The organism is Vandammella animalimorsus, from assembly GCF_002288875.1.
Classification (GTDB): domain Bacteria; phylum Pseudomonadota; class Gammaproteobacteria; order Burkholderiales; family Burkholderiaceae_C; genus Lampropedia; species Lampropedia animalimorsus.
Genome location: NZ_NTBH01000001.1, coordinates 692,258 through 715,395, shown reverse-complemented (window position 1 = coordinate 715,395; position 23,138 = coordinate 692,258). Strand labels below are relative to the sequence as shown.

Sequence of the window (23,138 nt, the reverse complement as noted above, 5' to 3'; positions counted from 1 at the left end):
GCGCAGGCAGTGGATGGCGCAGCAGATACTGCCATGCCGGCCGGATCGGCAGCGCCAATCAGTCGCAGAGGCAGGGGCGCCGCAAGCGCGCTGCCAGCGCGGCGCACACGCCGCATCAGCGGGCAGCAGGCTTTTGTGCTGCACCAGTACCCCTACAGCGAATCCAGCCTGATCGTCGATTTGTTCACCCGCGACCATGGCCGCCTCATGGCCCTGGCCAAGGGTGCGAAAAAGCCCACCTCCAACTTCCGCGCGCTATTGCTGCCCTTGCAGCTGTTGCGCCTGGATTGCAGTTGGCTGGAGCAGGAGCAGGGCGTGATTGCCACGATCCGCAGCGTTGAGCGCGCTGGTGGCCCGGCCGTGCCGCGTGGCGAGCCGCTGCTGGCGGGCCTGTACCTGAACGAGCTGCTGGCCCGCCTGTTGGTGCGCGGCGATGCCCATGCCGCCGTCTTCGATGCCTACCAAATGACCTTGCATGTGCTGGCCAGTGCGCCAGGTCAGGCGCTGGAAGTGCTGCTGCGGGCCTTTGAGCTGGTGCTGTTGCAACAGCTGGGCATGTTGCCTGATCTGTCGGTGCAGACTCAGGATCAGCAGCCGCTGGGCGAGCGCAAGCGCTATGCGCTCATCCCTGAAATGGGCCTGCACGAAGTCTGGGATGGTCGGCGCAGTCTCTCGGGCCAGCAGTGGCAGACCATAGCCCAGGCGCTGGCTGGCCCCCAGGCGCTGGCTGCGTGTATGCGCGCGCTGGGGGATGCCGCCGCCGATCTCAAGCCCCAGTTGCGCGCAGCTCTGGCCCATTACCTGGGCGCGGAGTTGCACACGCAGCGTCTGATGCGCGGCTTGCGCACGCTGTAGTGATGGGGCAAGTCATGGGGATGGCGCAATTCCTTGCCCATGTCGGGGCCTTACTGTTGCCAGCCTGGGCAGTGGCCGCGCTGTTGGTGGGGATGAGCCGTGCCCTGCTGCGCCGCGCGCGCTGGCGCATGCGCTTCTGGGTCAATCTGCTGGCCGCTGGCTTGCTTGGCTCGCTGGTGCTGTTGGCGGGCTTGTTGTTCAGCGGTGAAGACGGGCGCATGGGCAGCTACGCCGCCTTGCTGCTGGCCTTGGCGAGCCTGCAGGCCTGGGCGGCTGGGCCACAGCGGTAGCACACCCGTGCCTATCTCAGGGGCGCAGGTTACCAGTGCGCCGTATTGCGCAGCACCAGGTCGCGCAGGGCGCTGATCCAGGCCGGGTGGTCGTTCAGGCAGGGGATGTAGCGAAATTCCTGCCCCCCATGCGCCAAAAAGGCCTGGCGCACTTCCATGTCGATTTCTTCCAGGGTTTCCAGACAGTCGCTGGAAAAACCGGGGCAGATCAAATCCACCGTCTTGACGCCCTCGCGCGCCAACTGCTCCAGTGTGGGCTGGGTGTAGGGCTGAAGCCATTGTGCAGGGCCAAAGCGAGATTGGAATGTCACGCGGTATTGCGCGGGCTGCAGGCCCAGCTGCTGCGCCAGCAGGGTGGCGCTTTGCTGGCATTGCTGCGCATAAGGGTCGCCCTTGGCCACGTTGCGCGCCGGAATGCCGTGGTAGCTCATCACCAGCACTTCAGGCCGGCCATGGGTCTGCCAGTGCTCCAGCGTGCGCCTAGCCAGGGCGGCGATGTAGCCGGCATCGTCGGCGTAGTGCTTGACGATGCGCAACTCGGGCATGTTGCGCTTGCTGCCAGCCCAGGTGTGGGCCTGGTCGATGACGCTGGCTGTAGTGGTGGCCGAATACTGTGGGTACAACGGCAGCAGCAGCATTTTTTCCACGCCCTGGGAGTGCCAGCGCTCCAACTGCGCAACGATGCCAGGTTGCCCATAGCGCATGGCCGCTTGCACGTCAACATCGTGCAGCCCAGCTTCGCCCAGCCAGCCGCGCAGCATCAGAGCCTGCTTGCGTGTGTAGTTCAGCAGGGGTGAGCCACCTTCTTCAGGGCGCCAGATTTTTTCGTATTTGCGAGCCGACTCCTTGGCGCGCAGCGGCAGAATGGCCAGCCGCAGCAGGGGTTGCCAGAGCAGCTGCGGCAGTTCGACCACGCGCGGATCGCTGAGAAATTCGGCCAGGTAGCGTTTGACGGCTGCAGGCGTTGGCGCATCGGGTGTCCCCAGATTGCACAGCAGCACTCCCAGGCGAGGCGTAGAGGCGTTGAAAGAGGCCGGTGCAGCGGCAGCTCCGCCGTGGGCAGTGGTATGTGGGGCAGTGGTTGGCATGAAGCTGTCCGGCAGCGAGGGCTGCGCAGCAGAAAGAAGGGTTGTGCGGTCTGGAAGTGCCCAGCGGGTCTGGCAATGTGACACAGATCCGCCGGGGGCTTGATTGGAGCACACATTCGCACTGCATATGCAGATCTGGGGCCACAGGCGCTGGTGTGCTGGGCTGGCCCGGAGGTTTATGTCCGGGCGCCGTGAATGAATTGGCTTTCAAACTCGCCAACGGGAAGGGGCTTGCTGATGAAATAACCCTGCCAGTGGTAGCAGTCGTAGGACTTGAGGATTTCTACCTGGGCGGCCTCCTCGACGCCTTTGGCCATGGCCCTGATGCCCAGGTTGTGGCAGAGCTGAACGATGCCGTGCACGGTGCGGGCATTTTGTGTGGCGCTGCCCAGGTCACGCACGATGCGGTAGTCGATGCCGACTTCGTCCAGCGGCAGTTGCTGCAGCAGTTTCAGAGAGGATTCGCCCCTGCCGAAGCCGTCCAGCGCAAAGCCCACGCCATAAGCGCGCAGCTGGCGTATGCAGGCAATGGATTGGGCCAGATCATGTTGCAGCACCTCTTCCGTTAGCTCCAGCACCAGGCGATGCGCTGGGGCCGAGGTGCTGGCAATGGTTTGCAGCACCATGGCGGCAAAGTTATCTTGCCAAAACTGCTTGGCGCTGATGTTGATGGACAGGCTCAGGCTGGCCGTCCGAGGGTGCTGGGCCCAGGTGGCCAATAGCCTGCAGGCCTGGGCCAGCACCCAATGGCCCAGAGGCACGATGAGGTTGCTGTGCTCTGCCGTGGCGAGAAACTGCTCTGGCTCGATGACTTCCTGGCCGCTGCGCCAGCGCAGTAGCACCTCGGCGCCAGTCAGTTGGTGGTTGCGTACCTGCGGTTGCAAATACAGCACGAACTGTTGCATGGCAATGCCTGTGCGAATACTTTCTTCGAGCAGCGCATTGGCGTTGACTGCGGCCTGCATATCCGGGTCGAAAAAACATGGCTCCTTGAGCTGCTGGCGATGGGCTTGTTCCAGCGCCTGATGCGCATGCTGCCAAAGTGTGTTGGCGCTTTCAGACCTTTGCCCTTGGAATAACACGATGCCAAGAAAGGCCTTGAGGGCGATGCTCTGCCCGCTATGCCGGAATGGCGCCTGCATGGCGTGCAAGATGGTGTAGCCCAAGTCCTTGCTTTGGCGCATGGCTTCGCTGCCATGGGGCGTGGCAGTATTGATCAGCAGTGCGAATTGGCCCGGCCCCGTATGTGCCAGTGTTTGCCCCAACGGGCAGCAGGCTTTCAGACGGGCAGCCACCTCGCGAACCATGGGCGCGGCCCAGCTGTGCTCCTGCAGGTTATGTGCCTCGCTCAGTGGAGCCACATCCAGCAGCAGCAAGGCGCCGTACTGCTGCTGCACGGTGCCTTGCAGGGCTTGTTGCAGGCGGTCAAGCAGCAAGAAGCGGTTGGGCAGGCTGCTGATGCGGTCGTACAGCGCCTGCAGTTGCAGCGCATGCTGCGCGCGCTTGTGGGCGCTGACATCCACCAGTGTCAACACCATTTGATCGTCCATGACCAGTGCTGAGAGCTCCAGCGTGACGCTGAGGCCGACCGCATTGACATCTTGTGAGGCGGCCCAGGCAGGCTGCAGGCTGATTTCCACGGGGCGCACGATGCCATTGCCGGCGATGGCCCGGGCCAGCTGCGCGTCCCAGCGCGCGCGAGCGCTTTGACGCAGGCCCACATCGGCAATGGCGCACTGCCACCACTCCTCCAGGCTTTCAGGCAGAGGGGCTTTCAGTTGACTGATGCGTTTGAAACCCTGATTCATGAACTGGATGCGCATCTGGCTGTCCAGAATGCACAAGCCCAGGGGCACTTGCTCAAGGATGGCTGCTTGCCGCTGGATGCGGCGGTTGAGCTGCGCCTGCAGGGTGCGTGTCTCGCTTTGGTCATGCACGATGACCAGCCTGCGCCCTTGCAGTGCACTGGCGCCGTAGGGCTCCTGGGGGCTGATCTCCAGCAAATCCACCCAAACGATGTGCCCCAGGCTGTGCAGCAAGCGCAAGTTGCCGATGCGCCCATAGCGATAGCGCGTGCCGGCCTGCCGAGGCTGCAGTGTTTCAAACTGCTGCAGGCGCTGCACGTCCTCTGGGTGGGCCAGGCTGGCCAGCGTCAGGCGCTGCAGGCTGTCCTGGCTGTAGCCCAGCAGCTGTGCCAGCCGCGGCGAGACGGAGCTGAACTGACCGGCCGAGCCTTCCACCTCAGCCACTGCCAGCAGCGGGTGATTGATGAGCGCCAAATAATGCTCGCTGCTGTCGTTAGCGTACTCGCGCCAGCGCTGCATCTGCAACTGCGCGCGCCGCATGAGCCAGGTGCGTAGCAACAGATAAAGCAGCAGCGCCAGCAGCGCGATCAGGACAGGTGGCCACAGCACGTATTGCCCTGCGTCATGGGCGGAGTTGGCAGGGGTGGTTGCTGTGGGCAGTGAATCGGCCCCGACAGCGCTGCCCGGCGGTGGCGTGGTGAAAACCAACTCCAGCGACTGGCCCAGGATTGTGAGCCGGGTATGCAGCTGCTCTTGGCGCCAATGTTGCTCTGGCCAAGTCGATGACTTGCCACTGTCCCCTTGCTGCGCAGCGGCTGCCTGCTCCAGATACAGGCCCTGCGGCAGGCTGGGATCAAGCCCCAGATTGCGCTGTACCTCGCGCAGCCAGCTGTCATAGCGCAAATCCAGCGCCAGCAGTTGATGCTGGGGGCCGGCGGCAGTTTGGTGCAATGCTGGCGTGAACAGCGTCAGGCCCTCGGGCCGAGCCAATGCTTGCGGCATGGGCGTCAAAGGCTGGCGTGCGGCAGCCCAGAGCGCTGCATCATCCGGGGGCAGCACGGCCAGGTCGGTGGGCGGCGCTGGCAGCAGGCGCAGCGTGGAGGCATTGATGAGGCTGGAGTTTTGCTGCGCGGCATCCCATTGCGTTTGCAGCAACGCAGTGTCCTGCGCGGGATTGCCGCTCAGCTTGGCTTGAATGCTGTGCAGCATGCGTGCATAGCCCTGGGCGCTGATCTGCAGGGCGTAGGCATAGCGCAGCGCCTGGGTTTGCGCCTGAGCCTGCACGGCCTGCTGCTGCAAGAGGCTGCTGTGCTTGTGCAGCCAGAACAGGGCCACCAGCACGGCAACGGTGGCCATCAGGCCTGCCAGCCGGTACAGGGTGCGCAGCAGGCCCAAACTTTGCGTGGGCGGCGGCGCGGGGGAGAGGGGCGTGATGGGCGGGCTCACAAAGCAGGGTGCGCGGCTGGGCGAAGGGAATGAAAATTATAGGCAGCGTCATGACGCTGGCGGCGCGGGTTGCCAGCGTTGCAGGGCCTGCACCCACAGGCGCGCGGGCAGTTTCCAGCGTGCCTCGATGGCCTCGGCGCGTTGGCGCATCAGCGGGCGGGAGACTTCGGCACCCCCCTTGCGCGCCAGCAAGATGGTGTTGCCCTCGTGCGTGGGTTTGAAGTGCCACAGCGCCTGCGGCCCGAAGGCGGCGGCGATGTGGCGCATGTTGCGCTCGAAGCTGGCCGTGCGGCCAAACAGATTGACGCTCATGCAGCCGCCTTCGGCCAGCATGGCGTGGCAGTGGCCGTAGAACTCGGCGCTTTCCAGCACCGGCCCGGCCGCGTCGTGGTCGTAGAGATCCACCTGCAGCGCATCGACGCTGCCGAGCCAATCCGGGTCCTGCACCGCGTCCTCGGCATTGGCCACCAGCACCTGCAGGCGCTCGTCGTTCTCGGGCAGGCGAAACCAACGCATGCAGGCGGCCACAACCTGGGGGTTGAGCTCGATGGTCGTGGTGCGCATGCCCAGGCGTTTGTAGCAAAACTTGGTCAGCGCTGCCGCGCCCAGGCCCAGCTGCATGGCGTGCAGCTCGGGCACGGCATCGGACTCGACGAACAACAGCCAGGCCATCATGCGCTGCACGTATTCCAACTCCAGATCCAGGGGCTTGGCAATGCGCATCGAGCCCTGAATCCAAGGCGAATCCAGGTGCAGGTGGCGCACGCCATCCTCTTCGGAGATGCTGACATCGGGCAGCGCGGCGGGCTGGGGTTTGCGGGTGGTGGTGCGGGGGGCTTTCATTGCGGGGCGGGGGATGTGCAAGCAGTGTCGTGGCCGGGCGCTGTAGGCTGCGCAGGCGAGGGTGTGGGCAATAGCGCTGGCAGCAGCGCGGCGCGCCAGGCGGCCAGCTTGCGCTCAAAGCTCCAGCTGGCGTTGGCCGGGCTGGTCGAGGGCAGGCGCAGCACAGGCAGGCCTAGCGCCTGGCTCAGGCGGCGGTGGCGGTAGCTTTCGCCGCCGTTGTGGGCGATCAATGCCAGATGTGGGCAGCGCTGGCGCAGGCTGTGCAGCGCGTTGACGCGGGCGTTGCGGATGGCGCTGTCCAGGCTGCCCTGGCGTTCGCAGCTGGCGTACACATCCCACAGGCCAATGCCTTGTTGCAGCAGCCATTGCCGGCGTGCGGCGTAGTCCGGCGGCAGCGCCGGCCAGGCCGGCGGCGTATGCAGCGCGGCCAGAATGGGCCAGAACTGGTTGCGCGGGTGGGCGTAATACTGCCCGGCCGCCAGCGAGGCCGCGCCGGGAAAGCTGCCCAGCACCAGCACGCGCGTGCGCTCATCGAGGATGGGGGGCAGCCCCTGCAGCAGCGCTGCCTCCTGGTTGGCATCGGCTGAGCGGTGTGCCGGGGCAAGGGCCGCTGCCGATGCCGGGGCAGGCGATGGCGCCGGGCGCTGGGCCATGCTCATTCTTGCGCCGCGCCGTGGCTGGCAGGCGCTGGCGGCAGCAGGGCGCGCAGGCGGGGCAGGGCGGCCAGGGCGTTGGCGCTGCTCTGGGCCTGCCATTGCGCCAGCGGCAGGCCGCGCAGCTCGGCCACGGCGGCGGCAATGCGCGGCAGCTCGGCGGGGCTGTTGCGGCCCTGGGGCTGGCCCTGCGCGCGCGCCTGGGCTGGGGTGTAAAGCCAGTGCGGCGGCATGTCTGGCGCATCGGTTTCCATGACGATGGCCTCGGCCGGCAATTGCGCGGCCAGGCGGCGTAGCTGCTGGGCGCGCTCGAAGGTCACCGCTCCGCCAAAGCCCAGCTTGAAGCCCAAATCCAGAAAAGCATGGGCCTGTTGCAGGCTGCCGTTGAAGGCGTGTGCGATGCCGCCGCAGTGAAAGTGCGCTGCACGCAGCTGCTTGAGCACCTGATCGACGCTGCGCCGCACGTGCAGCAGCACCGGCAGCGCATGGGCCTTGGCCAGGCGCAGCTGGGCGCTGTAGACCTGGGTTTGCCAGCCAGGCTCCAGACCGGTGAAGAAGTCCAGCCCGATCTCACCCACGGCCACCAGCCGCGCGTCCTGTGCATGGCGCTGCAAGGCTGCATCCAGGGCGTCGAGGTCGGCCTGGCTGGCCCCTGGCGTGTACAGCGGGTGAATGCCCAGCGCATAGGCATCGCCTTCGGCATGGGCCAGTTGTCGCAATGCCTCGAAGCCAGACGCTTGCACGGCCGGCAGCACACAGCAGCGCACGCCGGCGGCGCGGGCGCGCTCGCGCTCGGCGCGGCGGTCGGCGTCGAACTCGGCCGCATCGAGATGGCAATGGGTGTCGATCCAGAACGGCATGACGCGGCGCGCTGTGGCCTCAGCTCTGCTGCGCTGGCTGGCCGGGCTCTTGCAGTTGGCCCGATTGCATGCGCAGCTGGCGGTCGCAGCGCGCGGCCAGATCCTGGTCGTGCGTGACCAGCACGAAGGCCGTGCCGCGCTCGCGCGCCAGCTGCATCATCAGCGCGAACACGGCGTCGGCCGTTTCGCGATCCAGGTTGCCAGTGGGCTCATCGGCCAGCACGCACACTGGCTCGGTGACCAGCGCGCGGGCGATGGCCACGCGCTGGCGCTCGCCGCCGGAGAGCTCGGCCGGGCGGTGCTGCAGGCGCTCGCCCAGGCCGACCTGGCGCAGCATGGCGCTGGCCTTGTCCGTGCATTCCTGGGCGCTGGCGCGGCGGATGCGCAGCGGCATGGCCACGTTCTCCAGCGCGCTCAGCTCAGGCAGCAGGTGGTGAAACTGGTAGACAAAGCCCAGCTTGCGATTGCGCAGCACGCCGCGTTGGTTGGCGCTCATGCCCTCCAGCGGCTGGCCTTGCAGCAGCACGCTGCCGCTGCTGGGCTTGTCCAGCCCGCCGAGGATGTGCAACAGCGTGCTCTTGCCCGAGCCCGAGGCGCCGACGATGGCCAGCGTCTGGCCGGCGTACACGTCCAGCGACAGGCCCTTGAGCACGGTCACGTCCAGCGGGCCTTCGCAAAAGCGCTTGACCACCTGGCGCGCCGAGAGCACCACCGGCGGCTGCGCCGGTGCGGGGGGGCGAAAGTGTTCACTCATAGCGCAGGGCCTCGGCGGGGTTGATGCGGCTGGCGCGCCAGCTCGGGTAGAGGGTGACGACGAAGGCCAGCGCCAGCGCCACGGCACAGATCGAGGCGATGTCGCGCAGCTGCGGGTCGCTGGGGATCTGGCTGATCAGGTACATCTCCGGCGGCAGGAACTGAAAGCCCAGCAGCCGCTCGATGAAGGGCACGATGACGTCGATGTTGTGCGCCACGGCCAGGCCCAGCAGCAGCCCGGCCAGCGTGCCGATGATGCCCACCATGGCGCCTTGCACGACGAAGATCGCCATGATGCTGGCCGAGCTGGCGCCCAGCGTGCGCAGGATGGCAATGTCGGCGCGCTTGTCGGCCACCGTCATCACCAGCGTGGCCACCAGGTTGAAGGCGGCCACGCCGACGATCAGCGTCAGGATGATGAACATCATGCGCTTTTCCATCTGCACGGCCATGAACCAGTTGCGGTTCTGCATGGTCCAGTCGCGCAGCAGCAGCGGGTCGCTCAGGCTGTTGGCCAGTTGCTGCACCACCTCGGGCGCCTGGTGCAAATCCTGCAGCTTCAGGCGGATGCCGCTGGGCGACTCCAGGCGGAAGATGCGCTGCGCGTCCTCGATGTGCAGCATGGCCATGCCCGAGTCGTACTCGAAATGGCCCGAGTCGAAAGTGCCCACCACCGTCATCTGCTTCAGGCGCGGCACCACCCCGGCGGGCGTGACCTGGCCCGAAGGCGCCACCAGCGTGACCTGCCCGCCGGGCACCACGCCCAGCTGCTTGGCCAGCTCGTGCCCGAGCACGATGTGAAAGCTGCCCGGCGTGAGCTGCTGCAGCACCTGCTGGCGCAGGCTGCCGGCCAGCTCCGTGACCTCGGGCTCCAGCGCCGGATCGATGCCGCGCACGATGGCGCCGCGCATGTCGTCGCCGCGCGCGATGAGCGCCTGCACCGAGACGAAGGGCGCCAGGCCCACGACCTGCGGGTTTTGGCGCACCTGGGCCGAGACGCGTTCCACGCTGGGCAGCGTGCCGCCGCGCGGCGCGAACACCTCGATGTGCGAGACCACGGAGAGCATGCGGTCGCGCACATCGCGCTGAAAGCCGTTCATCACGCTGAGCACGATGATCAGCGCCGCCACGCCCAGCGCAATGCCGATGGCCGAGACGCTGGCGACGAAGGAAAGCAGGCCCTTGCTGCGGCTGGTGCGCCCCGCACGGGTATAGCGCCAGCCCATGGCCCATTCATAGGGAGTTTGCATAGTCGTCGGCGCGCGTCGTGGCGGCCATTGGGGGAAGAACAGGAGGGCGCAGGCCAGGCGCTGGCCCTCGAGCCAGGTGCAGCCTGCAGCCCGTCGTCACCCGATCCACTTGCGGGCGTTGCGCCACAGGCGCATCCAGGGGCTTTTTGCGCCCAGGCCGCCGGTGGCGGGCAGATCCGTCCAGCTCATCTGGGCGTTGCGGAACACGCGCTCGGGGTGCGGCATCATGGCCGTGAAGCGGCCGTCGGCCGTGGTCACGGCGGCCAGGCCGCCGGGGCTGCCATTGGGGTTGAGCGGGTATTGCTCGGTGGGCTGGCCCAGGTGATCCACGTAGCGCAGCGCGGCGATGGCGGCGCTGGCGTTGCCGCGCTGGCTGAAGTTGGCAAAGCCTTCGCCATGGGCGACGACGATGGGCAGGCGGCTGCCTGCCATGCCGGCGAAGAACAAGCTGGGCGAGTCGGGCACCAGCGCCTGCACCAGGCGGGCCTCATAGCGCTCGCTGCGGTTGGTGGTAAAGCGCGGCCAGGCCTGCGCGCCGGGGATGATGCCGGCCAGCTCGGCAAACATCTGGCAGCCGTTGCACACGCCCAGGCCGAAGGTGTCGCCGCGCGCAAAGAATTGCTGGAATTGCTCGGCCAGCGCGGGGTTGAAGGTGATGGAGCGCGCCCAGCCCACGCCAGCGCCCAGGGTGTCGCCGTAGCTGAAGCCGCCGCAGGCCACCAGGCCCTGAAATTGCGCCAGGTTTTCGCGCCCGGCCTGCAGGTCGCTCATGTGCACGTCGATGGCCTCAAAGCCCGCTTCGCTGAAGGCGTAGGCCATTTCGACGTGGGAGTTCACGCCCTGCTCGCGCAGCACGGCCACACGCGGGCGGGCCTGGCTGCCGATGAAGGGGGCGGCCACGTCCTCGGCCGGGTCGAAGCTCAGCTGCACGTGCAGGCCGGGGTCGTCCATGCGGCCGGCGGCGGCGTGCTCCTGATCGGCGCAATCCGGGTTGTCGCGCTCGCGGGCGATCTTCCAGCTCACGCTGTCCCAGACCTGGAACAGGTCGTACAGCTCGGCGCTGAAGACGTTCTTGGTATCGCGCCAGATTTGCAGCTGGCCCTTGCCGTCCTCCAGCGGGGCCTGGGCCGGGCGGGTCTTGCCGATGAAGTGGCTGTGCTTGGACAGGCCGTGCGCGCGCAGCGTCTGCATGACGGCGTCGCGCTCGGCGGTGCACACTTGCAGCACCACGCCCAGCTCTTCGTTGAACAGGGCCTTGAGGGTCAGCTCCTCGCGGCGCGCGCTGATTTGCTGCGCCCAGTTCTTGGCGTCGCCGTATTCGGCGCGGCTGTCGCTGATGCCGTCGCTTTCGGTGATGAGCATGTCCACATTCAGCGCCACGCCCACGCGCCCGGCAAAGGCCATTTCGGCCACGGTGGCCAGCAGGCCGCCGTCGCTGCGGTCGTGGTAGGCCAGCAGCTTGCCTTCGCGGCGCAGTTGGTTGACGGCATCGACCAGGCGCACCAGGTCTTGCGCGTCGTCCAGATCGGCGGTGGCGCCGCCCTCCTGGCCCAGCACCTGCGCCAGCATGGAGCCGCCCATGCGCATCTGGCCGCGGCCCAGGTCGATGAGGATGAGGGTGGTGTCGGCCTCGTCGCGATTGAGTTGCGGCGTGAGCGTGCCGGTGATGTCGGGCAGGGTGCAGAAGGCGCTGGCGATCAGCGTCACGGGGGAGGTGACCTTGCGCGGCTGGCCCTCGTGCTGCCAGACGGTGCGCATGGACAGGCTGTCCTTGCCCACGGGGATGGAGATGCCCAGCTGCGGGCACAGCTCCAGGCCGACGGCGCGCACGGTGGCGTACAGGTCGGCGTCCTCGCCCGGCTCGCCGCAGGCGGCCATCCAGTTGGCCGAGAGCTTGACGCGCGCCAGCTCAATGGGCGCGGCCAGCAGGTTGGTGATGGCCTCGGCAATGGCCAGGCGGCCCGAGGCCGGGGCGTTGAGGGCAGCCACCGGGCTGCGCTCGCCCATGCTCATGGCCTCGCCCGCCAGCCCTTTGAAATCGGCCAGGGTGACGGCGCAATCGGCCACCGGCACTTGCCAGGGGCCGACCATTTGGTCGCGGTGCGTGAGGCCGCCCACGGCGCGGTCGCCAATGGTGATGAGAAAGCGCTTGCTGGCCACCGTGGGGTGGCTGAGCACGCCGATGATGGCCTCTTGCAAGCCCACGCCGGTGACGTCCAGCGGCTGGGGCGTGCGCGCCACGCTGCGCACGTCGCGGTGCATCTTGGGCGGCTTGCCCAGCAGCACGTCCATAGGCATGTCCACAGGGTGCGGGGCGGTGGTGGCTTCGGTGTTGTCCTTGCCGTCGTCGCCGTCGGTCACGCGCAGCTCGCGCGCTTCGGTGGTCACGCCCACCACGGCAAACGGGCAGCGCTCGCGCGCGCACAGCGCCTCAAAACGCGCCAGCGCCTCGGGGGCGATGGCCATGACGTAGCGCTCCTGGCTTTCGTTGCTCCAGATCTCCTTGGGCGAGAGGCCGCTTTCCTCCAGCGGCACGGCGCGCAAATCGAAGTGTGCGCCGCGCCCGGCGTCGTTGACCAGCTCGGGGAAGGCGTTGGACAGGCCGCCCGCGCCCACGTCGTGGATGGCCAGGATGGGGTTGTCCTGGCCCAATTGCCAGCACTGGTTGATGACTTCCTGCGCGCGTCGCTCGATCTCGGGGTTGCCGCGCTGCACCGAGTCAAAGTCCAGATCGGCCGCATTCACGCCGCTGGCCAGCGAGCTGGCCGCCCCGCCGCCCATGCCGATGCGCATGCCCGGACCGCCCAGTTGCACCAGCAGCGTGCCAGCAGGGAACGGCACTTTCTTGACCTGCGTGGCATCGATTTGCCCCAGGCCGCCGGCGATCATGATGGGCTTGTGAAAGCCGCGCTGCACGCCCGCGACTTCTTGCTCGTATTCACGGAAATAACCGGCCAGATTGGGGCGGCCAAATTCGTTGTTGAAGGCCGCGCCGCCCAGCGGGCCTTCGGTCATGATCTCCAGCGGGCTGGCCATGTGGGCGGGCTTGCCGCCGGGCTGCTCGCTCAGGCCGCCCCAGAGTTTGGAGACGGTAAAGCCCGTCAGCCCCGCCTTGGGCCGCGCGCCACGGCCGGTGGCGCCTTCGTCGCGGATCTCGCCGCCTGCGCCGGTGGCCGCACCGGGGAAGGGTGAGATGGCCGTGGGGTGGTTGTGCGTCTCCACCTTCATCAGCACGTCATGGCGGGCCGGCTCGCGCACGTACTGGCGCGGGGCCTGGGCGTCGCCGGCGCGGGCGACGAAGCGCTCGATGGCATGGCCTTCCATCACCGAGGCGTTGTCGGCATAGGCCACGACGGTGTGCTGCGGCGCCATCTGGTGCGTGTGGCGGATCATGCCGAACAGGCTTTTGTCCTGGCGCTGGCCGTCGATGGTGAAGTCGGCGTTGAAGATCTTGTGGCGGCAGTGCTCGCTGTTGGCCTGGGCGAACATCATCAGCTCCACGTCCGTGGGGTTGCGGCCCAGTTGCGTGAAGGCGGCTACGAGGTAGTCGATCTCGTCCTCGGCCAGGGCCAGGCCCCAGTCGCGGTTGGCCGCCTCCAGCGCCTGCTTGCCTTGCTGGGGGCCGCCGCTGAGCACGTCCACCGTTTGCAGCGGCGCGGCGGGCAGGCTCTCGAACAGGCCGTGGGCTTGCTGGCGCTCTCGCAGCGCCGATTCCGTCATGCGGTCGTGCAGCAAAGCGGCGACCTGCTGCCACTGCGCATCGTCCAACGCCTCACGCTGGCCCAGCAGGCCAGGCTTGAGGTGCAGGCGGTACTCCACGGCGCGCTCGATGCGGCGCACTGGCAGGGCGCAGTTGTGCGCAATGTCCGTGGCCTTGGAAGCCCAGGGGCTGACCGTGCCCAGCCGGGGCGTGACCAGCACCAAAGCATCGGCTGCGCCGGCCTGCGCCGGGGCAAAAGGCTCGCCATAGTCCAACAGGCGCGCCAGTTGCTGCGCCAGCGCGTCGCTCATGGGCTGCTCGGTAGCGACCAGATGCAAAAAGCGCGCATCGATGGCCTGGATTTTGGAATGGATGGCCTGCAGCGCAGGCAGCAGCTTGGCGGCGCGGAAGGGCGACAGGGCGCGACCGCCCTCGAATTCGGTGACGAACAAAGACACGGCGGAATGTCCCAGGGCAAGAAAAACGCAGGGTGGGGCATTGGCCTGCCAGGAGGGACTCGAACCCCCGACCTGCTGCTTAGAAGGCAGCTGCTCTATCCAGTTGAGCTACTGGCAGTTGGCTTGCAACCCTTGGAGTCGGCCCCAAGGCCCGGCCTGCCCATGCCGGCCGGGATGCGCGAAAGGCGCGCATCATACCAGTGCGGCCCTAAGGAAAATCTGCACCGACCGCACAGGGGCGCGGCGCTGTGATGAGGGAACAGGCCCTGGCCTGATAATGGCCGCTTTTTTCAGGGGGGCAGGCGCTCAATGCCTGTGCCCCATTTGCCCTGAGCCCCACTTGCCGCCATGCCTTCGCCCATGACTCTTTCCATCTGTGTCGCACAACTCAACCCCGTCGCGGGGGATATACAGGGCAATCTGGCCCAAGCCCTGCAGGCCGCTGCTCAGGCGCAGGCGCAAGGCTGCCAGCTGTTGGTATTGCCCGAGTTGTTCCTCAGCGGGCCGGGTGCGGCCGATTTGCTTTGCCGCCCGCTGTTTCTGCAAGACTGCGCGCAGGCGCTGCAGCAGCTGGTGGCCGCCAGTGCGCAATGGCCACAGTTGCACATTGTGCTGGGCCATCCGGAGGCAGTGGCCGAGCCTGAGCATGCTGCAGCAGCAGACCCGCTGCAGTTGCTGCCCAGGCCGCTGGCCTGCAATGCGGCCAGTTTGATTGGCGCAGGGCAGTTGTTGGCGCGTTGGCGGCAGCAGGGCGGGCAGGGCTGGCAAAGTGGCGAGCAGCGCCATTTCATTGGCGGCTCGCTTGGGGCGCAGCCAGAGGTGATCTCGGTGCAGGGCGTGCCGCTGGCGGTGCTCATTGGCGCTGATGTCTGGCAACCCAAGCTGGCGCAGCAGGCCCGCCAGGCAGGCGCTCGCCTGCTGCTGGCGCTGGATGCCTCGCCCTTCGTGCAGGGCCGGCCGGCGCAGCGTGCGGCAGCGCTGGGCGCTTGTGCCCAGGCCGCCGGTTTGCCGCTCTTGTACGCCAACACGGTGGGCGGTCAGGATGAGCGGGTGTTCGATGGCCATTCGCTGGCACTGCAGGCCGACGGCCAGATTGCGGGCTGGGCCCCAGGCTTTGCTGCTTGCCTGTGGCCGTTGCAGTGGCAGGGCGATACAGCAGCAGTCGAGCCAGGGCAGTGGCTGCTGGAGCCTGGGCAGAACCACGCGCTGGGCGAGGAGCTGCTGCAAGTCTGGCAGGCTTTGGTGTTGGCCACGCGCGACTATGTGCGCAAGAACGGCTTTGGCCAGGTGTTGCTGGGCCTGTCGGGCGGGCTGGATTCGGCCCTGGTGCTGGCGCTGGCGGTGGACGCGCTGGGCGCGCAGCAGGTGCATGCGGTGATGATGCCTTCGCCCTATACGGCGGCCATCAGCCTGGAGGATTCGCGCGAGATGGTGTGCCGCCTGGGCGTGCGCTATGACGAGATCTCCATCCGCGAGCCTTTCGAGACGCTGCAGCACAGCTTGGCGCCGCTGTTCGAACAGCGCCCGGTCGATGCCACGGAGGAAAACCTGCAGGCGCGCATCCGGGGCGTGCTGCTCATGGCCTTGTCCAACAAGTTTGGGGGGCTACTGCTGGCCACCAGCAACAAGAGCGAGGTCGCCATGGGCTACTCCACGCTGTATGGCGACATGTGCGGCGGCTTTGCGCCGCTGAAGGACTTGTACAAGACCGAGGCCTTTGCATTGGCGCGCTGGCGCAATGCGCATGTGCCTGCATGCGCCGTAGGCCAGACCGTGGCGCAGCCCATCCCCGAGCGCATCATCACCCGCCCGCCCAGCGCCGAGCTGCGCGAGAACCAGACCGATCAGGACAGCCTGCCGCCCTACGAGGTGCTCGACGCCATCGTGCAGCTGCGCCTGGAGCAAGAGCGCTCGGCCGATGAGATCGTGGCCGCCGGCTACCCGCGCGAGCGCGTCGAGCAGGTGTTCAGGCTGCTGCGCATCAGCGAATACAAGCGCCAGCAAAGCGCACCCGGCCCCAAGCTCAGCGCGCGCAGCTTTGGCCTCGATTGGCGCTATCCAATCACCAATGGCTATCAGCGTTGAGGCTCTGCAAAAGCAGTGCATTTGAGCCGCCCAGGCAAGCCATGGGTCAGGCAAATGGCGTTACCATTGCGGGCTTTTCGGGCGGCGTAGCCATTTTTCTGGGCGCAGACTCTGTCTCAGACAGCCGCCGCCCGCCTTTGAATTGCCGCATCCCAGGCAAGGAGTTTTGCAATGAGCATGAAATTGATCACCGCCATCATCAAGCCCTTCAAGCTCGATGATGTGCGAGAGGCCTTGGCCGAGTCGGGCATCACTGGCTTGACGGTGACCGAGGTCAAGGGTTTTGGCCGCCAGAAGGGCCATACGGAGCTGTACCGTGGCGCAGAGTACGTGGTGGATTTTCTGCCCAAGGTGAAGATTGAGATCGCCGTGACGGACGCCGTGGTGGACAGCTGTATCGAGACCATCGCCAAGGCTGCGCGCACCGGCAAGATTGGCGACGGCAAGATCTTCGTCTCCCCGCTGGAGCAGGTGGTGCGCATCCGCACCGGCGAGCAGGACGAGGCGGCTGTCTGATGAGGTCAGGGCCTGTTTTTTGAACAGGCCCTGATGCTTTGCCGCCTCTGCCGGGCGGCACCATGGACGACACACTGGCCTGTGCGGGCAACCGCGCAGGCGGGCGCGCAGCGCATGGGCCGGTCATAGAGCGCGGTTCCATGCGTTGCGCGCTGGCGTTTTCTTCTTCACCACCCCCTTCAGGAGCCCCAAGCCATGGCACTGCCCAGCAAAGTCAAACTGGTGGAAGTCGGCCCGCGCGATGGCCTGCAAAACGAAAAACAACTGGTGCCGGCCGAGGTCAAGATCGGCCTGGTGCAGCGCCTGCAGGATGCGGGCCTGAAGGAGATCGAGGTCACCAGCTTCGTTTCGCCCAAATGGGTGCCGCAAATGGCCGACAACAGCCAGGTCATGGCGGGCATTGAGCGCCGTCCCGGCGTGCGCTACTCGGTGCTGGTGCCCAATATGAAGGGGCTGGAGGCGGCCTTGCCCAGCCAACCCGATGAGATCGTGGTCTTTGCCTCGGCCAGCGAAACCTTCAGCCAGAAGAACATCAACTGCTCGATTGCCGAGAGCATCGAGCGTTTTGCGCCGGTGGTGGAGGCCGCGCGGGCGCGGGGCATCTATGTGCGCGGCGCCATGTCCTGCACCGTCGGTTGCCCGTATGAGGGGGAGGTCTCGCCCCAGCAGGTCGAGTCGCTGGCGCGCCAGCTCAAGTCCATCGGCGTACAGCACGCCGGCGTGGCCGACACCATTGGGGTAGGTACGCCGCTGAAGGTGCAGCGCGCCATTGAGGCCACGCTCAAGCACTACGCGCTTGACGACGTCTCGGGCCACTTCCACGACACCTACGGTCAGGGCGTGGTCAATACGCTGGCGGCACTGCAGCTGGGCGTGTGGCAATTTGATGCTGCTGTGGCTGGTCTGGGCGGCTGCCCCTACGCCAAGGGCGCCACTGGCAACGTGGCCACTGAGGATCTGGTCTATCTGCTGCACGGCATGGGCATCGAGACGGGCGTTGATCTGGAAAAGCTGGTTGATGCCGGCCTGTACATCAGCAACTTTCTGCAGCGCCCCTCCAGCTCGCGCGCAGGCACGGCCATCGCCAAGAAGCGGCCCGAGGCCGTGGCTTGCGGCTGATAAGTGGCCGGCCCCTTGGCCTTGCGCAAATTGCCCGCTGCAGTCACGCAGCCACTGCCCGAACGGTTGCCCGAGCCGGTGCAGCGCGTGCAGCAGGCTTTGCGCGCCTGGCCGCAGTTGGGGCAGCCCCAATGGCTGGGGCAGCCTGCACGCAGCTTGCGGCAGACTGCCGAGTGGCTGGGCGTGGCGCCGGGCCAACTGGCGCGTGGCGTGGTGCTGCGGCGCTTGGTCGATGCTGCCCCGGTGCTGGTCATGGCGGCGGGCGACCGCCGCGTCGATCGCGCCAAGGTGTCCCGCCTGCTGGGGCAAACGGCCAGTGCCGATGCCCAATTCGTGCGAGAGCGCACAGGGTTTGCCGCAGGGGTCGTCGCGCCGCTGGGCCATCTCGAACCGCTGTTGTGCTTGCTTGACGACAGCTTGCAGCGCTTCGATGCGCTCTGGGTCTGGTGCGGCCATGCGCGCGCGCTGCTGGCGCTTAGCCCGGAGCAATTGCACCACTGCACCGATGCCCCTTGGGCCGATGTTGTGCAGACTTTTTCAGGGGGCCTGCCCAGCCATGCCGCCGTCCGAAACTGAGCGCAGGCCGCTCAACCCCGTGCAAGCGGCTCAGCGCCTGTTGGCGCGCGCCCAGCAGCTGCGCGCGCAGGGCTTGCTGCACGATGGCGCGCAGGAGCCGCCGCCTTCGCCTTGTATCCAGGTGTGCGCCATGAGCGCCGAGCCGGCAGCAGCCGATGCGCCAGCGCCTTATTGCCTGGGCTGCTATCGCCAGCTCGATGAAATCGCCCAGTGGGGCCAAGCCAGCGCTGCGTGCAAGCGCGCCATCTGGCAGGCTATGCTGCAGCGCGCCGCAGCGCGCCTGCGCCAGCTCTGATGGCCTCAAGGTTCTCAACCCCTCAATGCAAGGTCCGCCATGCAGCCCATCCATTTCTATTTTGATTTTGTCTCGCCCTATGCCCACCTGGCATTTCATGCCCTGCCGCAGGCGCTCAAGGGCGGCGGCTACCAGGTGCTGTACAAGCCGGTGCTGTTGGGGGCCTTGTTCAAGGCCCAGGGTGTGACATCGCCAGCCAGCATTGCCAGCAAGCATGGCTGGATCCAGCGCCACACGCAGTGGCTGGCCGAGCAGCAGGCCCAGGCGCAGCAATGCCTGGCAGAGCAAGAGCCCGGCACGCTGCCAGCGGCCATGCAGGCGCAGCAACAGGCGGGCTTTGCCTGGCCGGCCCAGCACCCCTTCAACAGCCTGCCGCTGCTGCGCTTGGCCATGGCCTGCAGCACGGATGGCAGCATCAATCGCTACACGGCGCAGTGCATTTTTGAACACGTCTGGCAATCCGGAGGGGCCGATGCTCTGCAGCCCGAGCGCCTGGCGCAGTTGGAGCAATGCCTGGCGCAGCAGCTGCGCATCGATGGTGGCCCAGACAGTGCGCTTTGCAAAGAGCTGCTGCGCGCCAACACCGATCAGGCTCAGGCCGCTGGCGTCTTTGGCGTGCCGGCCTTCGTCGTCGATGGCGAGCTGTTCTGGGGCCTGGATGCTCTGCCCATGCTGCGTGAGCGGATCGTGGGAGCAGGCCTTTCTTGACGGCGGGCTCTGAACCGGCGGTCAGCGTGGGCCTTGCGCGCCGCCGGTCGGCGCCGTCACCGCCCCCGCCGGGACAGTGGGCTTTTTGCTTTTGAGCGTGCTGAACATGCCGTAGAAGACCACGGCAGTGATGGCCAGCAGCACGAACAGGCTGGTCAGAAGTCGTTTCATGGCAGGCGGGGCAAATATGGCAACAGCGCCAGCGGGCACTGTAATGGCATTTGTGCACCAAGCCCGCGTGCCGCGTCAGCGGGGCTGGTATTTGTGCGTATCATCGCGCGCGCACGTGCGCCGCCCAGCGCGATGATGGGCGCTGCGCAGCTGCGTTTGCATGGCCGGCTTGCTGCAGCGTGGCGCCGCAGCGGGCAGGCCATGCCCAGTCACTCAAAAGACACGCCATGGACGAACCTATTCTTACCATGCAGGAACGCGAGGCGATCAATGCAGGTCGCTGGTTCAACACACTTTCGCCGACGCTGCGGCACGATATCCTGCGATGTGCATACGTCAAACGCTACAAGGACGGCGCGCTGATTTGCGCGCGCGGCGATCCGCCGGAGGAGTGGATTGCGTGCGCCAAGGGCGCAGTGCGCGTGAGCTCGACTTCGTTGACGGGCAAGCAAATCACGCTGACCTACGTCGAGCCGGGCATCTGGTTTGGCGACGTGGCCTTGCTCGACGGCGACAAGCGCACCCACGATGCCTATGCGCATGGCAACACCACCATCGTGGGGGTGAGCAAGAGCGATTTCTTCAAGATCCTGCAGACCCATGTGGAGTTCTACCAGGCCATTTTGCGCCTGCATGCGCGGCGCATTCGCGGCCTGTATGGGCTGGTCGAGGACTTGAACACGCTGCCGCTGCGCGCGCGCCTGGCCAAGCAGCTGTTGCACCTGGCGCGCAGCTATGGCATTGCCGACCTCAGCGGCGGCAACCACATCCGCATTGGTTTGCAGCTGGCGCAGGAGGAGCTGGCGCAGCTGCTGGGCGCTTCGCGCCAGCGCGTCAATCAGGAGCTCAAGGGCATGGAGCGCGAGGGCATCATCCGCATCGAAACAGGGGGGCTGGTGGTCCTCGATCGCGAAGCGCTGCTGCGCATTGGCGAGGCGGCCGCGTAGCCGCCTGGCCCGCAGCCTGCACTGGGCGTCTCGAAGCCTGGCAGGCAAGGGCATTCAAAAACCAAAGAAAAACACGCCGCAACCGGCGCGCCCTGGTGCGCACTGGTTGCGGCGTTGTTGTTGGCAGGCCGTGTGGCGCATCGCCTTGCCAATGCAGCGATGGAAACAGCAAATGATGGAGATGGCATGAGTGATTTCGAGCATTTTGTGGGCACGCGCGAGGTCAGCGCGCAGCACGCCTTCGATACGGCGGCGCTGCAGCGTTGGATGCAGCAGCACGTCGAGGGGTTTGACGGCCCGCTGTCGGTGGCGATGTTCAAGGGCGGGCAATCCAACCCGACCTATGAGCTGACGACCCCGACGCAGCGCTACGTGATGCGTGCCAAGCCAGGCCCGGTGGCCAAGCTGCTGCCCTCGGCCCACGCCATTGAGCGCGAGTTCGCCGTGATGCGCGCGCTGGCCGATACGCCGGTGCCGGTGCCGCGCATGTATGCGTTGTGCGAGGATGAGTCGGTCATCGGCCGGGCCTTCTACATCATGGAGTTCAAAACCGGCCGTGTGCTGTGGGATCAGGCGCTGCCAGGCCTGAGCCCGCAGGAGCGCAGCGCGATCTACGACGAGATGAACCGCGTCATTGCCGCGCTGCACTCGGTGGACTACCGCGCCTGCGGGCTGGGCGATTTTGGTCGGCCGGGCAACTACTTCGAGCGCCAGATCGGCCGCTGGAGCAAGCAGTACCGCGCCAGCGAGACCGGGCCCATCGAGGCCATGGACAGGCTCATCGAATGGTTGCCGGCCAACATCCCGGCCTCGGCGCGCGATGAGCGCCTCAGCGCCATCGTGCATGGCGACTTCCGGCTGGACAACCTGATGTTCGCCAACGATGCGCCGCAGGCCATCGCCGTGCTGGACTGGGAGCTGAGCACCATCGGCCACCCCTTTGCCGACTTCAGCTACCACTGCATGGCCTGGCACATCCCCAGCGGCGTGTTCCGCGGCATTGCCGACGTGCCCTATGCCAGCCTGGGCATCCCCAGCGAGCAGGAATACATCCGCAGCTATTGCGAGCGCACCGGCTTTGCCACGGCCGAGGAGTTGACGGCCGACTGGAACTTCTACCTGGCCTACAACATGTTCCGCCTGGCGGCCATCCTGCAGGGCGTGGCCAAGCGCGCCCAAGAAGGGCTGGCCAGCAGCGCGCGCGCCAAGGCCCAAGGTGAGAACACGCGTCCGTTGGCCGAGATGGCCTGGCGCAAGGCGCAGCAGGCCGGCGCCTGATCGCCCCTGCCAATGCATGCCAGGCGCCATGTGCGTTGCCATGCCCAACCCGATCCCGACCAAGAAGGAGCACAGCGATGGATTTTGACTACTCTGACAAGACCAAGGCCTTGCAGGACAAGCTGCAGCAGTTCATGCAGCAGCACATCTACCCCAACGAACAGGCCTATCACGAGGAGATGCAGGCCAACACGGCCGCCGGCAAGCGCTGGACGCCGCTGCAGACCATCGAGAAGCTCAAGCCCATCGCGCGCCAGCAGGGCCTGTGGAATCTGTTTTTGCCTGTGGACACGGCCGCGGCTTCAGGCTACGAGGGCGCGGGGCTGACCAATCAGGAATACGCGCCGCTGGCCGAGATCATGGGCCGCGTGCCCTGGGCCTCGGAGGTGTTCAACTGCTCGGCGCCCGACACCGGCAACATGGAGACCCTGGCGCGCTACGGCAGCGAGGAAATCAAGCAGCGATGGCTCAAGCCCCTGCTCGAAGGCGAAATCCGCTCGGCCTTTGCCATGACAGAGCCGGCCGTGGCCTCCAGCGACGCCACCAACATCGAGACGCGCATCGAGCGCCAGGGCGACGAATACGTCATCAATGGGCGCAAGTGGTGGATCTCTGGTGCAGGCGATCCGCGCTGCAAAGTCTTCATCACCATGGGCAAAAGCGACTTCGACGCGCCGCGCCACTCCCAGCAAAGCATGATCGTCGTGCCGGCTGACACGCCGGGCGTGAAAATCCTGCGCCCGCTGAGCGTGCTGGGCTACGACGATGCGCCGCATGGCCACATGGAAATGGTGTTCGAGAACGTGCGCGTGCCCGCGGCCAACATCCTGCTGGGTGAGGGCCGCGGCTTCGAGATCGCTCAGGGCCGCCTGGGGCCAGGGCGCATCCACCACTGCATGCGTCTGATCGGCCAGGCCGAGCGTGCGCTGGAATATCTGTGCCGCCGCGCCCTCAGCCGCGTGGCCTTCGGCAAGACCATCGCCCAGCAGACTGTCACGCAAGAGCGCATCGCCCAAGCGCGCTGCGAGATCGACATGGCGCGCCTGCTCACGCTCAAGGCCGCCTGGATGATGGACACCGTGGGCAACAAAGTCGCGCGCACTGAGATCGCCATGATCAAGGTCGTGGCCCCCAGCATGGCCTGCCGCGTCATCGACTGGGCCATCCAGGTGCATGGCGGCGGCGGCCTCAGCGACGACTTCCCGCTGGCCTACAGCTACGCCAACGCCCGCACGCTGCGCTTTGCCGATGGCCCGGATGAAGTACACCGCAACGCCATCGCCAAGTGGGAGCTGGGCAAATACGCCGACACGCCGCCCAAGGCCGGCGAGATGGATCCGCCAGTCACGCGCGGTTTCTGATCGACGGGCCCTGGCACTGCGCTTGCGCAGTTCAGAGGCGGCGCACAGCCCCTGCAAAAGCCCCGCCGGGCGGCTGGCCTG

Annotated in this window: 20 protein-coding genes and 1 tRNA gene; 11 read left to right on the top strand and 10 right to left on the bottom strand. The window is 66.7% G+C overall.

All coding sequences use genetic code 11. The features are described from left to right. The first annotated feature begins 135 nt into the window (after positions 1-135). Positions 136-855 (top strand): DNA repair protein RecO, encoded by a 720-nt coding sequence (gene recO, locus CLI93_RS02990; protein WP_238945684.1) that lies wholly within the window; start codon positions 136-138, stop codon positions 853-855. 92 nt (positions 856-947) lie between these two features. Further along, a complete protein-coding gene (locus tag CLI93_RS02985) occupies positions 948-1,145 on the top strand; it encodes a hypothetical protein (protein ID WP_143325855.1) in 198 nt (65 codons plus the stop codon). Positions 1,146-1,174: 29 nt separating this feature from the next. Here CLI93_RS02985 and hemH read toward each other — a convergent pair whose 3' ends face one another. From hemH to CLI93_RS02940, 9 genes are all read right to left on the bottom strand, one after another. Continuing rightward, positions 1,175-2,233, bottom strand: coding sequence for a ferrochelatase (gene hemH, locus CLI93_RS02980; protein WP_095541163.1), 1,059 nt, complete (start codon positions 2,231-2,233; stop codon positions 1,175-1,177). Between the two features lie 176 nt (positions 2,234-2,409). Further along, positions 2,410-5,484: a putative bifunctional diguanylate cyclase/phosphodiesterase gene (locus CLI93_RS02975; RefSeq protein WP_095541164.1), complete on the bottom strand. Its 3,075-nt coding sequence runs from the start codon at positions 5,482-5,484 to the stop codon at positions 2,410-2,412. Between the two features lie 48 nt (positions 5,485-5,532). Then, entirely contained in the window at positions 5,533-6,327 is a 795-nt protein-coding gene (locus CLI93_RS02970; RefSeq protein WP_095541165.1) for a class I SAM-dependent methyltransferase, read from the bottom strand. After that, entirely contained in the window at positions 6,324-6,980 is a 657-nt protein-coding gene (locus tag CLI93_RS02965) for a DNA-deoxyinosine glycosylase (RefSeq protein WP_095541384.1), read from the bottom strand. The genes CLI93_RS02970 and CLI93_RS02965 overlap by 4 nt, the downstream gene beginning before the upstream one ends. A gap of 2 nt (positions 6,981-6,982) precedes the next feature. Next, positions 6,983-7,840: a TatD family hydrolase gene (locus CLI93_RS02960; protein ID WP_095541166.1), complete on the bottom strand. Its 858-nt coding sequence runs from the start codon at positions 7,838-7,840 to the stop codon at positions 6,983-6,985. A 19-nt stretch (positions 7,841-7,859) separates the two neighbouring features. Continuing rightward, positions 7,860-8,594 (bottom strand): lipoprotein-releasing ABC transporter ATP-binding protein LolD, encoded by a 735-nt coding sequence (gene lolD / locus CLI93_RS02955; RefSeq protein WP_095541167.1) that lies wholly within the window; start codon positions 8,592-8,594, stop codon positions 7,860-7,862. Beyond that, positions 8,587-9,843: a lipoprotein-releasing ABC transporter permease subunit gene (locus tag CLI93_RS02950; protein WP_095541168.1), complete on the bottom strand. Its 1,257-nt coding sequence runs from the start codon at positions 9,841-9,843 to the stop codon at positions 8,587-8,589. Before CLI93_RS02950 ends, lolD begins: the two co-directional genes overlap by 8 nt. 96 nt (positions 9,844-9,939) lie before the next feature. Then, entirely contained in the window at positions 9,940-14,001 is a 4,062-nt protein-coding gene (gene purL, locus CLI93_RS02945; protein ID WP_095541169.1) for a phosphoribosylformylglycinamidine synthase, read from the bottom strand. A gap of 41 nt (positions 14,002-14,042) precedes the next feature. Then, a tRNA-Arg gene (locus CLI93_RS02940) sits at positions 14,043-14,119 on the bottom strand. 242 nt (positions 14,120-14,361) lie between these two features. On the opposite strand from CLI93_RS02940, the gene CLI93_RS02935 reads away from it, so the two are divergent. The 6 genes from CLI93_RS02935 to CLI93_RS02910 all read left to right on the top strand — a co-directional run bounded on the left by CLI93_RS02935 (position 14,362) and on the right by CLI93_RS02910 (position 19,300). Further along, the gene (locus tag CLI93_RS02935) at positions 14,362-16,086 is read left to right on the top strand and encodes an NAD+ synthase (protein WP_095541385.1); all 1,725 of its coding nucleotides are present in this window, start codon (positions 14,362-14,364) and stop codon (positions 16,084-16,086) included. A gap of 177 nt (positions 16,087-16,263) precedes the next feature. After that, complete coding sequence (gene glnK / locus CLI93_RS02930; RefSeq protein ID WP_095541386.1) at positions 16,264-16,602, top strand: P-II family nitrogen regulator; 339 nt, start codon at positions 16,264-16,266, stop codon at positions 16,600-16,602. Between the two features lie 195 nt (positions 16,603-16,797). After that, on the top strand, positions 16,798-17,721 hold the full coding sequence (locus CLI93_RS02925) for a hydroxymethylglutaryl-CoA lyase (protein ID WP_095541170.1): 924 nt from the start codon (positions 16,798-16,800) through the stop codon (positions 17,719-17,721). 21 nt (positions 17,722-17,742) lie between these two features. Next, positions 17,743-18,297 (top strand): YbaK/EbsC family protein, encoded by a 555-nt coding sequence (locus CLI93_RS02920; protein WP_172424184.1) that lies wholly within the window; start codon positions 17,743-17,745, stop codon positions 18,295-18,297. Next, positions 18,278-18,592 (top strand): DUF1289 domain-containing protein, encoded by a 315-nt coding sequence (locus tag CLI93_RS02915; RefSeq protein ID WP_095541172.1) that lies wholly within the window; start codon positions 18,278-18,280, stop codon positions 18,590-18,592. The genes CLI93_RS02920 and CLI93_RS02915 overlap by 20 nt, the downstream gene beginning before the upstream one ends. 39 nt (positions 18,593-18,631) lie before the next feature. Then, complete coding sequence (locus CLI93_RS02910; RefSeq protein ID WP_095541173.1) at positions 18,632-19,300, top strand: 2-hydroxychromene-2-carboxylate isomerase; 669 nt, start codon at positions 18,632-18,634, stop codon at positions 19,298-19,300. 21 nt (positions 19,301-19,321) lie between these two features. Here the strand turns inward: CLI93_RS02910 and CLI93_RS15075 are convergent, their stop codons facing one another. Next, complete coding sequence (locus tag CLI93_RS15075; RefSeq protein WP_172424185.1) at positions 19,322-19,471, bottom strand: hypothetical protein; 150 nt, start codon at positions 19,469-19,471, stop codon at positions 19,322-19,324. A gap of 227 nt (positions 19,472-19,698) precedes the next feature. Between CLI93_RS15075 and CLI93_RS02905 the strand changes: the two genes are divergently transcribed. The 3 genes from CLI93_RS02905 (at position 19,699) to CLI93_RS02895 (ending at position 23,057) form a co-directional block, all read left to right on the top strand. Continuing rightward, positions 19,699-20,418 (top strand): Crp/Fnr family transcriptional regulator, encoded by a 720-nt coding sequence (locus tag CLI93_RS02905; RefSeq protein WP_095541174.1) that lies wholly within the window; start codon positions 19,699-19,701, stop codon positions 20,416-20,418. Between the two features lie 186 nt (positions 20,419-20,604). After that, complete coding sequence (locus CLI93_RS02900; RefSeq protein ID WP_095541387.1) at positions 20,605-21,696, top strand: phosphotransferase; 1,092 nt, start codon at positions 20,605-20,607, stop codon at positions 21,694-21,696. A 77-nt stretch (positions 21,697-21,773) separates the two neighbouring features. Continuing rightward, entirely contained in the window at positions 21,774-23,057 is a 1,284-nt protein-coding gene (locus CLI93_RS02895; protein ID WP_095541175.1) for an acyl-CoA dehydrogenase family protein, read from the top strand. Positions 23,058-23,138: the final 81 nt, after the last annotated feature.

What these genes read in the sequence shown, in the direction of transcription:
- glnK (WP_095541386.1), top strand. Translation starts at nt 16,264, where the DNA reads ATGAAATTGATCACCGCCATCATCAAGCCCTTCAAGCTCGATGATGTG.
- CLI93_RS15075 (WP_172424185.1), bottom strand. Translation starts at nt 19,471, where the DNA reads ATGAAACGACTTCTGACCAGCCTGTTCGTGCTGCTGGCCATCACTGCC.
- CLI93_RS02925 (WP_095541170.1), top strand. Translation starts at nt 16,798, where the DNA reads ATGGCACTGCCCAGCAAAGTCAAACTGGTGGAAGTCGGCCCGCGCGAT.
- CLI93_RS02970 (WP_095541165.1), bottom strand. Translation starts at nt 6,327, where the DNA reads ATGAAAGCCCCCCGCACCACCACCCGCAAACCCCAGCCCGCCGCGCTG.
- lolD (WP_095541167.1), bottom strand. Translation starts at nt 8,594, where the DNA reads ATGAGTGAACACTTTCGCCCCCCCGCACCGGCGCAGCCGCCGGTGGTG.
- CLI93_RS02960 (WP_095541166.1), bottom strand. Translation starts at nt 7,840, where the DNA reads ATGCCGTTCTGGATCGACACCCATTGCCATCTCGATGCGGCCGAGTTC.
- CLI93_RS02915 (WP_095541172.1), top strand. Translation starts at nt 18,278, where the DNA reads ATGCCGCCGTCCGAAACTGAGCGCAGGCCGCTCAACCCCGTGCAAGCG.
- CLI93_RS02905 (WP_095541174.1), top strand. Translation starts at nt 19,699, where the DNA reads ATGGACGAACCTATTCTTACCATGCAGGAACGCGAGGCGATCAATGCA.
- CLI93_RS02895 (WP_095541175.1), top strand. Translation starts at nt 21,774, where the DNA reads ATGGATTTTGACTACTCTGACAAGACCAAGGCCTTGCAGGACAAGCTG.
- CLI93_RS02900 (WP_095541387.1), top strand. Translation starts at nt 20,605, where the DNA reads ATGAGTGATTTCGAGCATTTTGTGGGCACGCGCGAGGTCAGCGCGCAG.
- hemH (WP_095541163.1), bottom strand. Translation starts at nt 2,233, where the DNA reads ATGCCAACCACTGCCCCACATACCACTGCCCACGGCGGAGCTGCCGCT.
- CLI93_RS02910 (WP_095541173.1), top strand. Translation starts at nt 18,632, where the DNA reads ATGCAGCCCATCCATTTCTATTTTGATTTTGTCTCGCCCTATGCCCAC.
- CLI93_RS02950 (WP_095541168.1), bottom strand. Translation starts at nt 9,843, where the DNA reads ATGCAAACTCCCTATGAATGGGCCATGGGCTGGCGCTATACCCGTGCG.
- CLI93_RS02985 (WP_143325855.1), top strand. Translation starts at nt 948, where the DNA reads ATGAGCCGTGCCCTGCTGCGCCGCGCGCGCTGGCGCATGCGCTTCTGG.
- CLI93_RS02935 (WP_095541385.1), top strand. Translation starts at nt 14,362, where the DNA reads ATGACTCTTTCCATCTGTGTCGCACAACTCAACCCCGTCGCGGGGGAT.
- CLI93_RS02965 (WP_095541384.1), bottom strand. Translation starts at nt 6,980, where the DNA reads ATGGCCCAGCGCCCGGCGCCATCGCCTGCCCCGGCATCGGCAGCGGCC.